At 59.9% G+C, this 16,629-nt stretch carries 19 protein-coding genes and 1 pseudogene; 8 read left to right on the top strand and 12 right to left on the bottom strand.

Going from position 1 to position 16,629, the window contains the following annotated elements; translation table 11 throughout:
• Position 1: 1 nt before the first annotated feature.
• The 6 genes from OCV66_RS09355 to OCV66_RS09330 form a co-directional block, all read right to left on the bottom strand.
• Positions 2-787 carry a TIGR00282 family metallophosphoesterase gene (locus tag OCV66_RS09355; RefSeq protein WP_054327480.1) on the bottom strand — a complete coding sequence of 262 codons (786 nt, stop codon included), beginning with the start codon at positions 785-787 and terminating at the stop codon, positions 2-4.
• Between the two features lie 210 nt (positions 788-997).
• The gene (locus OCV66_RS09350; protein ID WP_054327481.1) at positions 998-1,525 is read right to left on the bottom strand and encodes a dihydrofolate reductase family protein; all 528 of its coding nucleotides are present in this window, start codon (positions 1,523-1,525) and stop codon (positions 998-1,000) included.
• Positions 1,526-1,633: 108 nt separating this feature from the next.
• Positions 1,634-2,593 (bottom strand): ribose-phosphate diphosphokinase, encoded by a 960-nt coding sequence (locus OCV66_RS09345; RefSeq protein WP_054327482.1) that lies wholly within the window; start codon positions 2,591-2,593, stop codon positions 1,634-1,636.
• Positions 2,594-2,629: 36 nt separating this feature from the next.
• Positions 2,630-3,880, bottom strand: coding sequence for a DapH/DapD/GlmU-related protein (locus OCV66_RS09340; protein ID WP_147574187.1), 1,251 nt, complete (start codon positions 3,878-3,880; stop codon positions 2,630-2,632).
• A 245-nt stretch (positions 3,881-4,125) separates the two neighbouring features.
• Positions 4,126-4,569 carry a NifB/NifX family molybdenum-iron cluster-binding protein gene (locus OCV66_RS09335; RefSeq protein WP_054327484.1) on the bottom strand — a complete coding sequence of 148 codons (444 nt, stop codon included), beginning with the start codon at positions 4,567-4,569 and terminating at the stop codon, positions 4,126-4,128.
• Positions 4,566-5,384 (bottom strand): P-loop NTPase, encoded by an 819-nt coding sequence (locus OCV66_RS09330; RefSeq protein WP_054327485.1) that lies wholly within the window; start codon positions 5,382-5,384, stop codon positions 4,566-4,568. Before OCV66_RS09330 ends, OCV66_RS09335 begins: the two co-directional genes overlap by 4 nt.
• 113 nt (positions 5,385-5,497) lie before the next feature.
• Between OCV66_RS09330 and OCV66_RS09325 the strand changes: the two genes are divergently transcribed.
• Positions 5,498-6,001, top strand: coding sequence for a superoxide dismutase family protein (locus tag OCV66_RS09325; RefSeq protein WP_054327486.1), 504 nt, complete (start codon positions 5,498-5,500; stop codon positions 5,999-6,001).
• 686 nt (positions 6,002-6,687) lie between these two features.
• On the opposite strand, the gene OCV66_RS09320 is transcribed toward OCV66_RS09325, so the two are convergent.
• The 4 genes from OCV66_RS09320 to OCV66_RS09305 all read right to left on the bottom strand — a co-directional run bounded on the left by OCV66_RS09320 (position 6,688) and on the right by OCV66_RS09305 (position 10,305).
• Positions 6,688-7,680, bottom strand: a complete 993-nt coding sequence (locus OCV66_RS09320; protein WP_054327487.1) for an ATP-binding protein — start codon at positions 7,678-7,680, stop codon at positions 6,688-6,690.
• A 3-nt stretch (positions 7,681-7,683) separates the two neighbouring features.
• Positions 7,684-8,613 carry a DnaD domain-containing protein gene (locus tag OCV66_RS09315; protein ID WP_054327488.1) on the bottom strand — a complete coding sequence of 310 codons (930 nt, stop codon included), beginning with the start codon at positions 8,611-8,613 and terminating at the stop codon, positions 7,684-7,686.
• Positions 8,614-8,723: 110 nt separating this feature from the next.
• Positions 8,724-9,827, bottom strand: coding sequence for a DUF4179 domain-containing protein (locus tag OCV66_RS09310; protein ID WP_054327489.1), 1,104 nt, complete (start codon positions 9,825-9,827; stop codon positions 8,724-8,726).
• A complete protein-coding gene (locus tag OCV66_RS09305; protein ID WP_054327490.1) occupies positions 9,811-10,305 on the bottom strand; it encodes an RNA polymerase sigma factor in 495 nt (164 codons plus the stop codon). The genes OCV66_RS09310 and OCV66_RS09305 overlap by 17 nt, the downstream gene beginning before the upstream one ends.
• Before the next feature lie 262 nt (positions 10,306-10,567).
• On the opposite strand from OCV66_RS09305, the gene OCV66_RS09300 reads away from it, so the two are divergent.
• A complete protein-coding gene (locus tag OCV66_RS09300) occupies positions 10,568-10,825 on the top strand; it encodes a hypothetical protein (RefSeq protein WP_243182424.1) in 258 nt (85 codons plus the stop codon).
• A gap of 418 nt (positions 10,826-11,243) precedes the next feature.
• Here the strand turns inward: OCV66_RS09300 and OCV66_RS09295 are convergent, their stop codons facing one another.
• Both OCV66_RS09295 and OCV66_RS09290 read right to left on the bottom strand, forming a co-directional pair.
• Entirely contained in the window at positions 11,244-12,707 is a 1,464-nt protein-coding gene (locus OCV66_RS09295) for a permease prefix domain 1-containing protein (protein WP_054327491.1), read from the bottom strand.
• Complete coding sequence (locus OCV66_RS09290) at positions 12,694-13,041, bottom strand: PadR family transcriptional regulator (protein WP_082397169.1); 348 nt, start codon at positions 13,039-13,041, stop codon at positions 12,694-12,696. Before OCV66_RS09290 ends, OCV66_RS09295 begins: the two co-directional genes overlap by 14 nt.
• Before the next feature lie 161 nt (positions 13,042-13,202).
• Here OCV66_RS09290 and OCV66_RS09285 point away from each other — a divergent pair, with 161 nt between their 5' ends.
• The 6 genes and pseudogenes from OCV66_RS09285 to OCV66_RS09260 all read left to right on the top strand — a co-directional run bounded on the left by OCV66_RS09285 (position 13,203) and on the right by OCV66_RS09260 (position 16,609).
• Positions 13,203-13,799, top strand: coding sequence for a TetR/AcrR family transcriptional regulator (locus tag OCV66_RS09285; protein WP_054327493.1), 597 nt, complete (start codon positions 13,203-13,205; stop codon positions 13,797-13,799).
• Entirely contained in the window at positions 13,777-15,156 is a 1,380-nt protein-coding gene (locus tag OCV66_RS09280; protein ID WP_054327494.1) for an MATE family efflux transporter, read from the top strand. The genes OCV66_RS09285 and OCV66_RS09280 overlap by 23 nt, the downstream gene beginning before the upstream one ends.
• A gap of 49 nt (positions 15,157-15,205) precedes the next feature.
• Positions 15,206-15,760 (top strand): prolyl-tRNA synthetase associated domain-containing protein, encoded by a 555-nt coding sequence (locus OCV66_RS09275; protein WP_147574186.1) that lies wholly within the window; start codon positions 15,206-15,208, stop codon positions 15,758-15,760.
• A gap of 83 nt (positions 15,761-15,843) precedes the next feature.
• Positions 15,844-16,248, top strand: coding sequence for a nucleoside-diphosphate kinase (gene ndk, locus OCV66_RS09270; RefSeq protein ID WP_054327495.1), 405 nt, complete (start codon positions 15,844-15,846; stop codon positions 16,246-16,248).
• Positions 16,249-16,257: 9 nt separating this feature from the next.
• Positions 16,258-16,428, top strand: a pseudogene (locus OCV66_RS09265) (hypothetical protein); the annotation flags it as partial.
• Between the two features lie 34 nt (positions 16,429-16,462).
• Entirely contained in the window at positions 16,463-16,609 is a 147-nt protein-coding gene (locus OCV66_RS09260) for a hypothetical protein (protein ID WP_186949994.1), read from the top strand.
• Positions 16,610-16,629 lie beyond the last annotated feature (20 nt).

Here is a 16,629-nt window from a genome sequence, read left to right as displayed (position 1 = left end):
CTTAGCGGACGGCCCACCGTTCCCATACGCGGGCGACCGACGCGCATCTGCCGTCCCGTCCGATCGTAAAGACCGCTCCCGAAAGCGCACAGTCGCCGGGGGCGGTTTTGAAATATTCAGTCAGGTCGCCGCGGAACATGGCGACCGACTGCTCCACGCACACCCCCAGCACGGACACGACCGGACCGGTCATGCCGATATCCGTGATATAGCCCGCGCCCTTGGGGTTGACGCGGTTGTCCGCGGTCTGCACATGGGTGTGCGTCCCCCAGACCGCGGCCGCGCGCCCATCCAGATAATAGCCCATGGCGAGCTTTTCGCTGGTGGCGTTTGCATGGATCTCGGCGAGCGCGATATCGTACTGTCCCGCCGCCTCGCGCAGGATTTTATCCGCGCACAGGAACGGGTTATCCGGCCCGTAGTGCATATCGCAGCGGCCGATCAGGTTCATCACGAGCAGGCGCAAGCCCTGCGGCCCGTCGAAAACGCCCCAGCCTCGCCCTGGGCTCTGCGGGGCGAGGTTGGCCGGACGCAGCACGTCCGGATGCTCATCCAGATAGGGCGCGATCTGTTGCTTGGAAAACGCATGGTTGCCCAGCGTGATGATATCCGCGCCCGCGGAAAAAATATCGTCCGCCTGCTTTGGCATGATGCCGCGCCCTGCGGCGTTTTCACCGTTGACAATGACAAAATCCGCCCCGTGTTCCCGTTTGACGCGGCGCAGCAGGCCGTGCAGGGTATCGATCCCCGCCTCGCCGACCACGTCGCCAACCGCCAATACTTTCATTGCTTCACCTCTTGTTTGTTTTTCGCAGCTGCGCCACAATATCATACAGAGAAATGTCCCAGCAGCGGCTCCCTCCGGTTGTTTCCGTCTCCTCCTGCGAGCATTCCGCTTTGATGCGAATTGCTTTGAGCTTTTCTCCGAATGTCATCACCTCGCGTCCGGCATACCAGCCGGACGCTTTTGTCCACTACGGTGCGTTGCACCGGTATTTTACCCCATCGCCGGCTCATAGATCAGCTCTGCGGCACCGCCCACCTGCCGCACGGAAACCAGACGCAGGCGCTGCGCCCGCCCCTCGGGAAACAGCCGGATGCCACCGCCCAGCAGGACGGGCAGCACGGTCAGGTGCCAGCGGTCGACCTCGCCCGCGTCCGATGCCGCCGCGATCAGCGCCGCGCCGCCGCACAGCCAGATCCCCCTGCCAGCCTTTTGCTTTTCCGCATGCAGCCAGGCCGCCAGCCCGCCCTCAATACGGCGCGCGTGAGGCAGCGGGCCGTTTTGCTGCGTCCAGACCCAGCAATCCAGCCCCTCGTACGGCCACGCGCCGGGCGAGAGTTCTTCCGCGACCTGGCGGTAGGTCCGCCCGCCCATCACGACCGTGTCCACGCTCTGCACAAACGCCTCGTAACCTCTGTCCTCCTGCTCGTCTGCAAACGCGCCCAGCCAGCCCACGCCGCCGTCTGCGTCCGCGATATATCCATCCAGGCTGACCGCCAGATAGGCAACCGCTTTCCGCATATACGCTCCTTTCTTAAAAAGGAGGCGGACAACCGACTGTCCGCCTCCCCCATTCTCATTTCAAGCCGCAGCCTGCGCGGCATTTTTAACAAAGGGCCGCCCCGCTGCTCAGTCGAAGAGCGTCGATACCGATACTTCCTCGTAAATACGCGCGATCGCCTCAGTAAACACTGGCGCCACGGACAGGACGTTAATCTTGTCCAGCTTTTTCTCGCTCGCCAGCGGGATGGTATCCAGGATCGCCAGCTCCTTGATCGGGCTGTCCTTGATGCGCTCGATCGCGGGGCCGGAGAGCACGCCGTGCGTGGCGCAGGCGTACACCTCGGTCGCGCCACCCTTTTCCACCAGCGCGTCCGCCGCATGGCACAGCGTGCCGGCGGTGTCGATCAGGTCGTCCACCAGGATACATTTCTTCCCCTCGACGTTGCCGATGATGTTCATGACCTCGGACACGTTCGCCTTGGGGCGGCGCTTGTCGATAATCGCAAGCGGCATGTCCAGCTTTTCGGTGAATTTCCGCGCGCGCGTGACCGAGCCGAGGTCGGGCGAGACGATAACCGTATCGTCCGTGCCGACGCCGAACTTGCCCGCGATATACGGGATGAGTACGGAGGAGCCGAGCATATTGTCCACCGGTATGTCGAAAAAGCCCTGGATCTGCGCCGCATGCAGGTCCATGGTCAGCACGCGGTCCGCACCCGCGGCCGTGATCAGGTTGGCCACCAGCTTGGCGGAGATCGGGTCGCGTGCCTTGCTCTTACGGTCCTGCCGCGCATAGCCGAAATACGGGATGACCGCCGTGATGCGGCCCGCGGACGCGCGCTTGCAGGAATCGATCATGATGAGCAGCTCCATCAGGTTGTTGTTCACCGGACCGCAGGTGGACTGCACCAGGAACACATCCGAGCCGCGCACCGATTCCATAATGGACACCGAAATCTCCCCATCCGCAAAGGTGGAGATCAGGGATTTGCCGATCGGCAGGCCGAGCGCCGACGCGATCTGCATGGCGAGCGCCGGATGCGAGTTGCCGGACAGGATTTTAATGTTTTTTCCGTGAGAAATCATTCGATTTGCCCCTCCGTCATATTTTTTATGTCTGTTTTATTGGTCCTTTTCTTTTTCGTGCGCCGCGCGGCGGCGGTCGTTCCATCCCTCGAGCGTAGTCTGCCGCGCGCGCGCGACCGCCAGCGCGCCATCCGGCACGTTTTTCGTCACCGTGGTGCCGGCCGCGGTGAACACGCGGTCGCCCAGCGTGACAGGCGAAACCAAGTTGGTATTGCAGCCGATAAAACAGTCGTCCCCGATCACGGTCTGGTTTTTGTGATATCCGTCGTAATTGACAACCACCGTGCCGCAGCCGAAGTTGACCCGCTCGCCGACGGTCGCGTCGCCGATATAGGTCAGGTGCGACACCTTGGTGCCGTTGCCGATGGAGGATTTTTTCAGCTCAACAAAATCCCCGATGCGGCAATGGTCGCCCACCACGCACTGCGGGCGGATATAGGCGAACGGGCCGACCGTGGCGTGCGCGCCGACCGTGGACTCGTACACCTGGGAATTGTTGACCGTGGTACCCGCGCCGATCTCCGCTTTTTCCAGAATGGAATTCGGTCCGATGACCGCACCCGCACCCACCTTGCAGCCCGAACGGATATGGCAGCCGGGCAGGATGGTGGCGCCCGGGGCGATCTCAGCGTCCGGCGCGATATAGGTGTTCGCGGGGTCGAAAATCTGCACGCCCTGTTCGATCAGGCCGAAGTTGACCTGATTGACCATGGCTCGGAACGCGATAAACGCCGAGCCCCCGTCGCGGATCTCAACAATCTCGTTTGTGACCGCAACGCCTTTCTGCGCGCCCGCGGCGACCGCCGCGGCGACCAGGCTGTCCAGCGAATCCGAACCCGCCGCCAGCGCCTTCTGCAGCACCTCATAGGCAAATACCGCCACAACGCAGCGCTCGTCGTGCGGGAGGGGCTGCCCTTCCGCGTCAAAGCCCTGCTGCTCGGCGGCCAGCACGCTCACGCCATAGCCGGCGGCCGTATGCGTCTGCACCAGATGGTACAGCGCATCCTGTTCAGTCAGGGCAAACGGCGCCGCGATCACCAGCACATGCCCGCATGCGGGCAGCGCTTTTAGCGCGGCAAAACGGCCGTCCTCCTGCGCCGCGACGCACACTGTCCCCGCAACCTGCGGCTCGCCCTCTCCCTGCACGAAAAAGCGCGCACCCACCGCGTCGGGCAGATAGGCGCTTACCGCATCCCCCGCCGTGCCGAACAGCACCGGACGGGCGTAAGCCGGAACGCCATCCTCGTCAAACAGACCGCCAACCAGGGCGGCGGAAATATCCATCATCCTGAAAATCCTTTCGTTCTGGGCGCAATCGCCCATTTTTCAGTTACACGAGTATTATACAACACTCCCGTGCAAATTGCATCGGTATTTTTGGAGAAAAATACGATTTCCCCCGTCCGTTTTTGCATCCCTATGCCCGATGCACGCCCATGCCGATGCCAAACCCTCGCACTGGGCGGACCAGCAGCGCGAACTCTTTTTCATCTGAAAAAACGACGCGCCCCAAGGAACACGCCGTTTATGCCTTATTCCCCCGCTTCCTCCGCGGGTATCTGGCGGAGGATCTCGATCGGGCCGCAGCCCGCGCACTTCGCACAGTCGTGCATGCACGCCATCGGATCGTCCGGATCCTCCTCACGGCCGATCTCCAGCAGGGTCGGGTCGCCCTGTTTTTCGCCCACCAGGAACTTGGCGACCGCTTCTTCCGCCGCTCCCTCGCAGCCCGGCACAAGCAGCACGCCGATCATCTCCAGCGCGTTGCGCAGCGCAAGGCCGAGCGCGCCGCAGATCAGCGCGTCCACCTTTTCCATGCTCACCATTTTGATCAGGTCGGTCGTATTCCCGCCTTCCACCGCGGCAAGGCGCTTGCCTGTCGGGTTCCCGTCCTCCGCAGAAACAATCAGGAACGTGCGGCAATCACCCAGATTGCCCGCGATCCGCCCGTTTTCATATGCTACGCCGATGTTCATCGGATATCCTCCACCGCTTTCAGCGCGCCGGCCAGCTCGTCCGGCAGCTTAGCGTCCTCTATCCTGCCCGCGTCGACCGCTGCGGCGAGCTTCGGGTCGATAGGCAGCTTGGCCAGCACGGGCAGCCCGTACTCCGCCGCAACCGCGTCCACACGGCTCTCCCCAAACACCGGAATATGCTTGCCGCAGTCCGGACAGGCGAGATAGCTGTAATTCTCGACCACGCCGATCAGCGGAATATTCATCATCTTTGCCATTTTGACCGCCTTGCCCACAATCATCGAAACCAGGTCCTGCGGCGAGGTGACGACCAGAATGCCGTCCACCGGCAGGGACTGGAACACGGTTAGCGGCACATCGCCCGTGCCGGGCGGCATATCGACGAACAGGAAATCCACGTCGTCCCAAATCACATCTGACCAGAACTGCTTGACCGTTTCCGCGATGATCGGCCCACGATAGATGACCGGATCATCCTCGTTCGGCAGCACCAGATTAATCGAGATCATCTGCACGCCGCCTTCGCTGCGCGCGGGCAGGATGCCCTCCTCGCAGCCCTCCAGTTTGTCATGCACACCGAACGTCTTGGGAATGGACGGCCCCGTAATGTCGGCGTCCAGAATTCCACAGGTATAGCCCCTGCGCGTCATGCCGACCGACAGCATCGAGGTCAGCAGGCTTTTGCCCACGCCGCCCTTGCCGGAAACGACGCCGATCACCTTTCTGACCGTTGCCGCGGGATTGGCCGCGACTTTGAGGCTCTTTTCGCCGCCGCAGCCCGCGGAGCAGGAATCGCAGTTATGCGAACAACCCATAGTTAACAACTCCTAACATATCTTTTCTTGCCTGATTTTTAGTATACCGCATCCCCGCGTCTTTCGCAAGGGCAATCGCAGCCGCATAGGATGATTTACGGAGGGAATCAACCATGAAACAAACCAATTCACAATATTTTGCCTCGGTCATCCAAAACCGGCTTCCGGACGCGGCCGCCGTGCTGCAGGCCGCGCCGGACAGGAGACGCATCGAAGGCACCGTTTCGTTTTACCAGACGCCGCAGGGCGTGCTGGTCACAGCCGCCGTGCGCGGCCTGCCGGTCACGCGCATGGCCTGTGCGCAGCCCATTTTTGCGCTGCACATCCACGAGGGCTCGTCCTGCACCGGCAACGCTGGCGACCCGTTTGCCGGCGCGGGAACACACTACAATCCCGCCGGATGCCCGCACCCCTATCACGCGGGCGACCTGCCGCCGCTGTTTGCGGACCTGACCGGCTTCGCATGGATGGCTGTGCTGACCGACCGCTTCCGCGTGCCGGATATTCTCGGCCGGACCGTTATCGTACACAGCCAGCCGGACGATTTCACGACCCAGCCTTCCGGCAACGCTGGCGCTAAAATCGCGTGTGGTGTAATCACGCCGACCAGGCGTTAGCCCTGCAAATGGAAAGCGCCGCTGCCTCGTTGGGGGAAACGAGACAACGGCGCTTTGCCAGTTCACTACACAGATTCAAAAAAAGGGGGTAAAAGAGAAATAAAAAGATCGGTAGGCTGTCAGCTTCGGGATTGCGGCTTCCCTTGCTGACGTATTCAGTATACCGCGCTTTGCCGCGGAATGTGTGAATAGATTTTGAACAGGCTGTGAAAGATTTTTGGCCGTCCGTTCCAGCGCTTCCAGTAAACGGGAAACGCCCGGCCTCCATGGGGGAAATGGAAGCCGGGCGCAGCCGTTGCTCTCAAAAAGAGGATAAAAGAAAAGATGAAAGAAAGGGGAAATAGGTGTAATAAGAGGTTGTCTTCCAGGAACGTTCCAATTCCTTTCGACGGTTATAGTATACCGCAGCCCGCGCCCGAATATGTGAATAACTTTTGAACAGACTTTAAAAGGTTTTTTACAAAGCGCTTCCTCTGCGGAACGGGAAAAAGCCCCGGTTCCATGGGGGAAACGGAACCAGGGCTTTTTCGGTCATTTCACAAAATAAAGGGGGGTAAAAGAGAAATAAAAGATCGGTAGGCTGCTTGTCGATTCGGGATTGCGGCTTCCCTTATCGACATGCTTAGTATACCCCATTTCCCCCGCGAATATATGAACAGAATTTGAACGTCCTGTGAAAGAATTGTTTACATTTTCTTTTTCAGCAGGCGGATGTCGTCCCCAAAAAAGCGCAGCGCCATAAATTCCCCCAGCAGGCGGGAGGCTACGGCGGGCGAATACTTCTCGCCCAGCGTTTCCGGCAGAAGGTTGGTGTTGACGATCATCGGCCGCTTAGCCATCAGGCGGTTATTGATCAGGTTGTACAGCGCGGAAACCGTGAACGCCGTCCCCATTTCGGTCCCCATGTCATCGATAATCAGCAGGTCCGCGCGCTCATATCGCGCCGCGCGCTCTGCGGCGGCCTCCCCGTCGCCGTTGCCGAATTTGATCGTTTCATAGGCCGCGACAATGTTGATCGCCGTGTCATACGCCACAGAAAAGCCGCGCGCGGACACGGCCTCCGCAATGCAGGTGGATAAAAACGTCTTGCCCAGGCCGGTCGAGCCGTACAGCAGCAGGTTGGGGGAATCCTTTCCGAACCGCGCCGCGTATGCCTTACATTCGTCCAGGTTATATTCCATATTTTCGCGCGGGGACAGGCCAAGCCGCGCATCCGGACGGGTGGAATAATACGCCATATTGAATTTTGCAAAATTCTGGTCCTGGATCGGCAGGATATCGGACAGCCGCTCTTTGAGGAGACGGGCGTACCGCTCCCGCACGCAGGCGCAGACCGCGCTGCCCGCGTAGCCCGTGTCCCCGCAGGCCGCGCACATCGGCTTGTCCGTCAGGTAATCAGCCGGCAGGCCGAGTTGTTGCAGCAGCGCAGCCCGTTCCTCCTGCAGGGCAAGGTTTCGGACGCGCAACTGTTCAATCGCGGCAGAGGGATCGCCGCCGGATTCGAGCGCGGCCCTGAGTACGGCCGCGGCGGTCGTACCCAGCTCGCGGTCGATCGCGCGGACGCGCGGCTCGCGGGCGTATATCTCGCGCCGACGCGCCTCCAGCTCGCCCGCACGGGCGGCGCGGTCGCGCTCCAGCTCGCGGCGGGCGGCGGCGAGGACCTTTTTATCATATGCCATAGATTATTCCTCCGTTTTGCGGCGGTGGCTGCGCACGCGCGCGGCCCAATCCTGCTCCCACGCGGCCAGTGTGGCGCTATCGGTCGGCTGGGCGGTGGTCTGGCCGACCACCGCGCGCGCTTCCGGTTCGAGCGCGGTGATCTCGCTGACCGTATGTACCCCGCCCGCGTCCCACTTGCGCAGGATGCCGAGCGTATAATCCAAACTCCTGCGGCCCTGGTGCCTGTCCGTGCGGCGCACGGCCAACTCGACCGCCTCCGGCGGGAAGCCGTGCGCCAGCGCGAACCGGCAGACGCGCTGCTCCTTGGGCGCGGGCTGCGCGGGGTCGGCGCCAAGCGCCCGATAGACCGCGTCGCTGAGCGGCTTTTCGTTCACCCTACGCGCCAGGTATTGCTGCGCGTCCGGCGCGGTCACGATCCCCATATCCGCCCACTGGTAAGCCTCGCGCTTGATATCGGCCAGGCGCACCGTGCCTTTCTCCTTTTTCAGATAGGACAGCAGTTCAATGATCGCCCCCGCGTCCAGCCCCAAATGATCGTATGCGGTCAACAGGCAGCGGAGCTGCCCCTCGGTCAGCGTCCGGCCGAGCGTGGCCTCCGCGCTCTCGCAGACGGCCGCGAAGCGGTGGTCGTCCATGCGCGCGCGGCGCAACTCGTCCGTCGTATACTGCGGCGCATCCGCAGGCTTGTCCGTCTCCGACACCTGCACCGGCGCGGTGAGCTGGTTCAAAGTGAACGCCGCGCGTTCATACCGCTCTCCGGATAGGTGCAGCACCCGCGCGGCCACTTTCGCGTCCGCCGCGCCGCCGTGCCGCAGAATATAAAGATAAAGGAGCGCCGCGTCTCCATCGCCGACCGCGATCAGCTTGTCCAGCATATCGCAGCGCGCGACGCGCAGCTCGCCCTCGGGGAGCAGTACAGAGGTGGGGGCCATGGCTCATTTCCTTTCCAGATCGGGATTGTCTTTTATTATAACACACCCGATGCGTTGGGGCAAACACAAAAGGGGCCGCATCAATGCAGCCCCTTTCCGGCGGTATCCTGTTACTGCACCGGTATCTCCATACCGGCGACCGTGAGCGACGCGATCTCCTCAATCGGGATGATCTCGGTGAAAATATCACCCTTCTGGCAGACGGTCTTGCCGCCCTCGGGACGGATGCTGCCGCCCGCATTGGACAGGTCGATGCTGGCGCCATCCTTCCTGTTCACCAGGATCTGCACGCTTTCAAAATATTTGTGCATCTGCGCGCTATCATGCTCGCTCTGCCGGCCGGACTGCGCGTTTTCATCCCACTGCACCGTGCTGTCCACCGTGTAGTCCACGCGCAGCGCCAGCGGGGACAGCGTGATCTCGTCGATCACGGCGTTCATGCCGTTCAGCTCGAATGTCTGCCCCGCGGGCAGGCTGACCGAGGTATCCTCAAAATCCAGGTTGAACTTGAGCGACCAGTCGCCCTCGGCAATGACGCGGCGCTCAAGCTCGCCCGTATCGTTCTCCGCATACACGCACAGATCGCTGAACTTCGCCCGCACCGCGTGGCCGCGCACCTCGCCGTCGCTGATCTCGCGCGTTTCTACATACTGGATCGCGTTGTCCGCCGGATCGGCGTCGTAAAAGTACGAGCCGCCGTGCGCGCCGCCGAAATAGCCCATCAGCGAGGTATCCCCGTCGGCAAAGCCCATCGGCAGCAGGCCCTCGCCCACAGTATCGGTCAGGTCAATATCAAAGGCAGCGCCGTCCTTCTTTTCGATCGAATAGGTGACCGCGTAGTGGTACTTGTCGCCGATAATGGCGTCCGCGGTGACGGTCACGCCATTATCCGTGTCGCTCGCGCCGACCGGCCGGCCGATCTTGTCGATAATCTCGGTATCCGCCGTGGGACCAAACACGCCCGCGAACGCCTCGCCCGCGGTTTTGAGTACGCCGGTCGCGCTCGCGCCCACACCCAGCGCCAGCGCCGCCGCCACGCCGATCACAGCGATGCGCGGCATGCGGCGGACGCGCCGCCGCGTCTCAGGCGCCTGTTCCGGCCGCTCCATGGTATCCATCAGTCTCTTTGCCATCCTTGCCTTTGCCTCCTCGGAAAAACGCAGCCCGTCGAGCGCGTTTTTATACTCTCTGTTATCATTATACTCCGTGTTCACAACATTCGCCTCCCAACATGGTACGCAGCCTGTTCCGGCCGCGGCTCAGGTGCGCGTTCACCGCCGCTTCGCTGCGGCCGAGCAGCGCGCCGATCTCTCTCGCGGAATAGCCCTCGTAATAATACAGATACACCGCCTCGCGGTATTTATCCGGCAGCGCCATCACCGCGTCCAGCACGCAGGATTCCGGCGATTCTGGCGCCGGCGCCTCCGCCACGGCCTCCAGCCCCACCGTGCGCCGCCGCCCTGCGCTGCGCAGCAGGTCCTTGCAGGCGTTAGCGGCTGCCCGAATGATCCACGCCTTTTCGTGCGCGGGGCTGTCGAAGGCCTGCCCGCCCGTCAGCAGCTTGAGGAATACGGTCTGGCAGATGTCCTCCGCGTCGTGCGTGGATTTCAGGTAGGTATAAGAAAGCCGCAGGATCAGGTCGGAATAGGCGTTCACCAGCCGTTCGGCCTCTTCCTGATCGAATTGTCTCATGGGTTTATCAACTCCTTTGGGAACAGCCGACCGGCTGTGTCAGCAACGTCGCTTCACCTACAATACGAATGGTGTGCGCCATTCCTGACAGCGGGAGAAAATTTTTTTTGGCAAAGAAAAGGGCAGCCTGGTTGCAGGCTGTCCCTATTATACCACAGCGGCCGGCAGGATGAAGCGATATGGACCGGCTCATAATCTTGTACTATACCTTTTCTAAAAACAGAGCGGCAAATCCGAATTTGATAAAGAGGTCCGAGCGAATATGAAAAAGGAAGTATCCATATCTTTAGCAGGCGTACTCATTCTGATTTTAGGGGTTGCCGCGTGGTATAATGCTCCAATTGACTTGATGAATTTAGACCCTAAAGAAGTTATGGAAATTGTTGTTTTTAATGGTAATAGCGGAAACGGGACACATATTGAAGATAAAGGGCAATTTCAATATAGTATTGATGACTTGAATGATATTGAAGTAAAGAGAACAAAACCCCCCTGTTGGCTATACAGGATATGGTTTTAAGATGACAATTTACTTATCTAATGGCAATGAAGCAGATGGTTGGAACAACTTTATCATCAATTCCGTTGACACTATTCGGAAAGACCTATTTTTCTATTCTGTCATAAAGGGAAGAATTGATTATAGCTATATAGAGAACATTATAGAATAATGCAACTCCCTATTTTTCGAACAATATACAACAAAACTAAATAATCCAGCCACAAGGACAGCCGAAAAAATCGACTGCCATTTTCCATGCCTGCAAGCAGAGAGAAGCGGCCGGTCAGGAAAATAAAACACCGTGAGAAATTGACCGCCGAAGCAATGGCGAAAATATATGAATCCTCATTCTGCTTTGGGAACACAAACGGGAATCGGAAGTAAAATAAACGTAAAATAGCCGCTTTGCGGCTATTTTACTATAATCGCGCAGACTTTACCGCACGGAACCGGCCGTTTTCCGCAGCGCGGGCCGCTGTTGTTCCGCGCGTTCCAGCCCGCCCGACCGCTGTGCGGAGAGCAGTAGGCCGAGCAGCAGCATGGTCTGGCACAGATATATGCCGCCGTAAGACAGCAGCGGCAGGCCGTGGGACGCGAACACGATGATGCCGCAGTTTTGCAGCACATACAGCGCGGCCTGCAGCGCAAAAGTGAACATCACGCCCATGCACACGCTGCGCGCGAGCAGGCCGTTCTGCCGCCGCGCAATGCGGAAGCCCCATGCAAGCAGCAGCAAAACCGCTGCTAAAAGCAGGAAAACGGCCGTCCAACCCCAAAGGTATTTGACCGACAGCAGCATCCAATCGCCCGCACCGTCCAGCTTGATCCACTGTGCGCCGTCAATCGTTCCACTGCCCGCAAACGGGATGCCGAACATGATGTACTGGATCGCGGAGCCCTGATAGCCTGCTACTGACGCATCCGCCTGCGGATGGAACACCAACGCCAAGCGCTCCCGCACATGCGGTACGGCATACAGCAGAAACAGGAAATATCCCAGCAGGGCCAGCAGCGGCGATACCGCCAATACGAGCCTGCCCCTGGTACACCTGCCGAACGCGCCGCGCCGCACCGCCATCACCAGCATCCCGCAGCAGACCACGGTCAATATGCCAAGGGCCGACATATACGGCGTGATATACGCCAGAAACCACATACCGAGCAGGCTCAGCAGGCAGTTGCGGACGCCCTCCGCCCCCCTGCCGCGCTGGCTGTACAGCACGCCCGCGAACAGCACCGGAAAAAACCATATCCACTGTGCCGTGTAGAAAAGCCGTCCGTTATATTCCACGCGCCACGGGCTGAACGCCAAAAACAGTCCGACCGCCAGCCACAGCGCATACAGCAGACGGATATGCCGCCCCAGTATGGTGTAATCCATAAAATACCCCAAAAACAGCAGCCCAGTGCCGATCGCAAAATAAAAGAACTGGTTTGCCAGGCTGTTCTCCGGTGGTATCCCCATCCATGCGCAAAACGGCTGCCGCAGGATGTACTGGAGCGCCAGCCCCGCCGCCGTTGTTGCCAGCACGATCACCAGCATCACCCAGTCCGGCCGCGGCCGCCACGCGCTATCCAGCCGTGTGCCGGCCTCCACCGCGTCGCCCATTTCGCGGATGGTTGCCTGCGCGGCTTCGTCCTCTCCCATGCCTTCGGACCGGAAGGCTTCGTACTGGTCTCTCAGGTGGTCGGTCAGCTCCTCTGCCGCAACCGGACGCGCCCGCTTCCAACGCATCTGTCCAGTCGCATCGTTCAGCCAGTCATGCAAGGCTTCAGGCAGCGGCGGCTCGTCATAATCCGCGGACAGCGAGTCCAGCTCTGCGGAGGTCTGCGCGCGCTCAGCCGCGTCGCACTCCAGCAGACGGATCATCTGCCGCCGCATGCATTCAGGCAAACGCATGGCTTTCTCCCCCCTTCAGCACACGCTCGACCGCGCCGGAAAACCGCCGCCACTCCTCGGTCTTTTCCGCCAGACGGGTATGCCCCAGGTCGGTCAGGCGGTAATACTTACGCACGCGCGCACCGTCCGCTGCCCGCTCGTAGGAGCGCACCAGCCCCTGCACCTCCAATGTGTGCAACAGCGGGTACAGCGTACCCGCCTTGAGGGAAAAGGTGTCGTCCGACCGCTCGCGCAGGCGCTCGATCATCTGGTAGCCGTACAGGTCGCCCTCCTCCAGCAGACGCAGGATCAGAAGCCCCGTACTGCCTGCCAGCAGGCTTTTGTCGATTGCCATGATTCCATCCTCCCATATATCGATATTCGATATGTTTATTATATGTAGACAATCGATATATGTCAAGCCTTTTTCCTCCCTCGCGCATGCTTGACAAACGCATCCCTTTCGGTTATGCTGAAGATATAGAAAACTAACGCCGTTAGTTTGGAGGAATGTATATGCCGCGAAAAGGACTCAGTCGGGAGGCGATCATCGACACAGCCGCCGCACTCGCCGAGCAAAAAGGGGCGGAAAATCTCACCCTGCGCGAGCTGGCGGAGACGCTTGGCGTCAAGACCGCCTCATTGTACAACCACCTACAGGGCCTGCCCGAGCTGAACGCCCGGCTGGCCGAATGCGCGCTCGACCGCCTGATGGACACGCTCGAAACCGCTATGGCAGGCAGAACCGGCGCGGAGGGGCTGCGCGCCCTTGCCACCGCCTATCGTACTTTCGCCCGCGAACAGCCGCAGCTTTACCGCGCCATGGTTTCGCTGCCGCGCTTTTCCGACCCCAGCTTGGTCGAACGCAAGCATGCCTTTATGGACCTGTTCAACCGCGTGCTGGCGCCCTGCCGCCTGCCGGATGACCGGCGCATCCATCTCTCGCGCACAATTCGCAGCGCGCTGCATGGCTACTGCGCGCTCGCCGCAGCGGGCTTTTTCCAATCCCCACTCGCGTCGCCGGTAGAAAGCTATGAGCAGATAATTGAATGGCTTTGCCAAATAGTTAAAGAAATGGAGGAGCAGGATCATGACAAAGCATTCTACCAATGAAGCACAGGAGCGCCGCTTTCACGAAATGACTGAAGCGCCACTCGAACCGTTGATCTGTAAGCTGGCTGTTCCAACCATTATAAGCATGTTGATTACCTCGATCTATAACATGGCGGACACGTTTTTTGTCGGCCAATTAGGTACGAGTGCGACCGGCGCGGTCGGTGTAGTGTTCCCGCTGATGGCACTGATCCAGTCAATCGGCTTCTTCTATGGCCAAGGCTCTGGCACCTATATTTCTCGGCAACTTGGTGCACAACAGCAGGAAGAAGCTGAACGCATGGCCGCGACCGGTTTCTTCCTCTCGATCTTCACTGGTTTTGTGATTCTTATGCTTGGTCTGTTACTGCGCAGCCCTCTTTGCCATCTGCTCGGTGCTACTGACACCATTTATCCCTATGCACTTGACTACATGCAGATTATTCTGTTTGGGGCGCCGTACATGATGGCCGCACTAGTACTCAATAACCAACTGCGTCAGCAAGGGAATGCAACCTATGCCATGATCGGCCTCGTATCAGGCGGCATCCTTAATATCGCTCTTGACCCCCTATTCATCTTTGTTTTTGATTTAGGCATCAGCGGCGCAGCTTATGCGACCATCTTGAGTCAGTTAATCAGCTTTTTTCTTCTATTGCTCGGCATCCGTCAGTCGCGCGGCGTACAAATCCGGCTACGCCAGTTTGCACCCAGTATTGACCGTTTTGTTGCCCTGATGGGCGGCGGCCTGCCCAGTCTGTGCCGCCAAGGGCTGGCATCCATCGCGGTCACCTGCCTGAACACGGCGGCCCGTCCCTACGGCGACGCAGCTATCGCCGCTATGAGCATCGTCACGCGCGTTTCCCAGTTTGCGGGCTCGGCTATGATCGGCTTCGGCCAGGGCTTTCAGCCGGTCTGCGGCTATAACTATGGCGCGCGTAAATACGACCGTGTCACACGCGGGTTCTGGTTCTGCGTCAAGTCGTCTTTCCTCGTATTACTCGGGTTAGCCGTGGCTGGCTGGGTATGCGCACCGCAGATCATCGCCATTTTCCGCGCGGACGACCCCGAGGTCATCCGCATCGGCGCGCTCACGTTACGGCTGCAATGTATCTCTTTCCCTCTGGTCGGGTGGGTGACCATGTGCAACATGCTGTTGCAGAACATCGCCATGACCATGCGGGCCAGTATCGTCGCCGCGGCGCGTCAGGGCCTGTTCTTCATCCCGTTCGCACTGGTGCTGCCCCTGTTCTGGGAGCTGTTCGGCGTGCAGCTCTGCCAGCCGGCCAGCGATATCTGCTCTTTTGTGCTTTCCATTTTTTTGACCGTCCCCGTGCTCCGCATCCTTTCGCACGGCGGAAGCCCTGATAAGCGCTGAATTCAAAAAGTAATACTTTTATCTAATAATACTAATAGGAGTCTTTGATATGAACGAATTCACCCTTGACCCTACCCTGTATGACGGACGTCCATCCGACTGCTCCAGCCGAAGCGCGGCTGAAGCCGCCTGTTATGATTTCCTTGACGGGCTGGGTGTACCCTACCGCCGCGCCGACCACAGCGAAACGCCCTCCATCGAGGCCTGCGCCGCGGTTGAAGCGCTGCTTGGCGCGGAAATCTGCAAAAACCTGTTTTTGTGCAACCGCCAAAAGACCCAGTTCTACCTGCTGCTGATGCCTGGGAACAAGCCGTTCCATACCAAGGACCTGACCGGCCAGCTCGGCTGCTCCCGCCTTTCCTTCGCGGGGGAGGAACCCATGCACGAGCTGCTCGGCGTGACGCCCGGCTCGGTTTCGGTTCTCGGCCTGCTGAACGACACGGAAAACCGTGTCCGTCTGGTAATCGACCGCGATGTCCTGCAGCCGGAATTCTTCGCCTGCCATCCCTGCCGGAACACATCTTCCCTGCGCATCGCGACCGCCGACCTGACAGGCCGCATCCTGCCCGCCCTGCGGCACGAGCCGGACTATGTTTCCCTGTAAGCAAAAGGGGATTGTTTTTAGCCGAGCCTGTGTTATACTAAGGGCAGCGGCACGAAATAAAAAACAGGAAAGCAGGCGGTTTTATGGAACGGACCTATATTATGCTCAAGCCGGACGCGCTGCAGCGCGGCATTGCCGGTGAAATCCTTGCGCGCATCGAACGCAAGGGCTACCGCATCACCCGCATGAAGACCATGCAGCTGGACGAACCGATTCTTCGGGAGCATTACGCGCACATTGCTGACAAGCCCTTTTTCCCATCTACGGTGGACTATATGACAAACGGGCCGGTTCTGGCTATGATCGTGGAGGGCGAAAACGTCATCCAGGGGATGCGCACCCTGATGGGTCCCACCCGAAACGAGGATGCCCTGCCCGGCACCATCCGCGGCGACTTCGCCAGCTCGACCACCTATAACGTGATCCACGGCTCGGACGCTCCGGAAAGCGCCGAGGCCGAAATCCGCCGTTTCTTCGGGGAGGTATGACACCGCGGGGTGTCCCCGTACCCGCATCTCCGTGACCGCAGAGGCGGCCACCAGCCGGGCGACAGCTTTGATTTTGACACCGAACGTGGGTGCATCTGCCCGCTGGCCATGCATGCTGCGTTTCTGTACGCCGATATCCTGCGCTACGGCGGCGCGCTTCCATGCGAGCCGTCCGGCACTGCACGCTTCTGTTGTCCGGATGCGGATACCGCCAATGTGTTCCTTCTCGAACGGCTCGAGGATGGGGGCGGGCGACCGCGCCGCGCCCATCGACGCCGTCCGGCAGGCGAAACGGGAATGCGGCTCCTACGGCTGCGCGCTCGATCGGCTGTATCCCCTCGCACGCGCGCTGCTTGGATAAAACGGCATACAAAAAAGGGC

Source organism: Agathobaculum ammoniilyticum (assembly GCF_025567315.1).
In the GTDB taxonomy this organism is placed as follows: domain Bacteria; phylum Bacillota; class Clostridia; order Oscillospirales; family Butyricicoccaceae; genus Agathobaculum; species Agathobaculum ammoniilyticum.
Note: the sequence above shows the minus strand (reverse complement) of the source record. Positions and strands in the feature narration are given on the sequence as shown.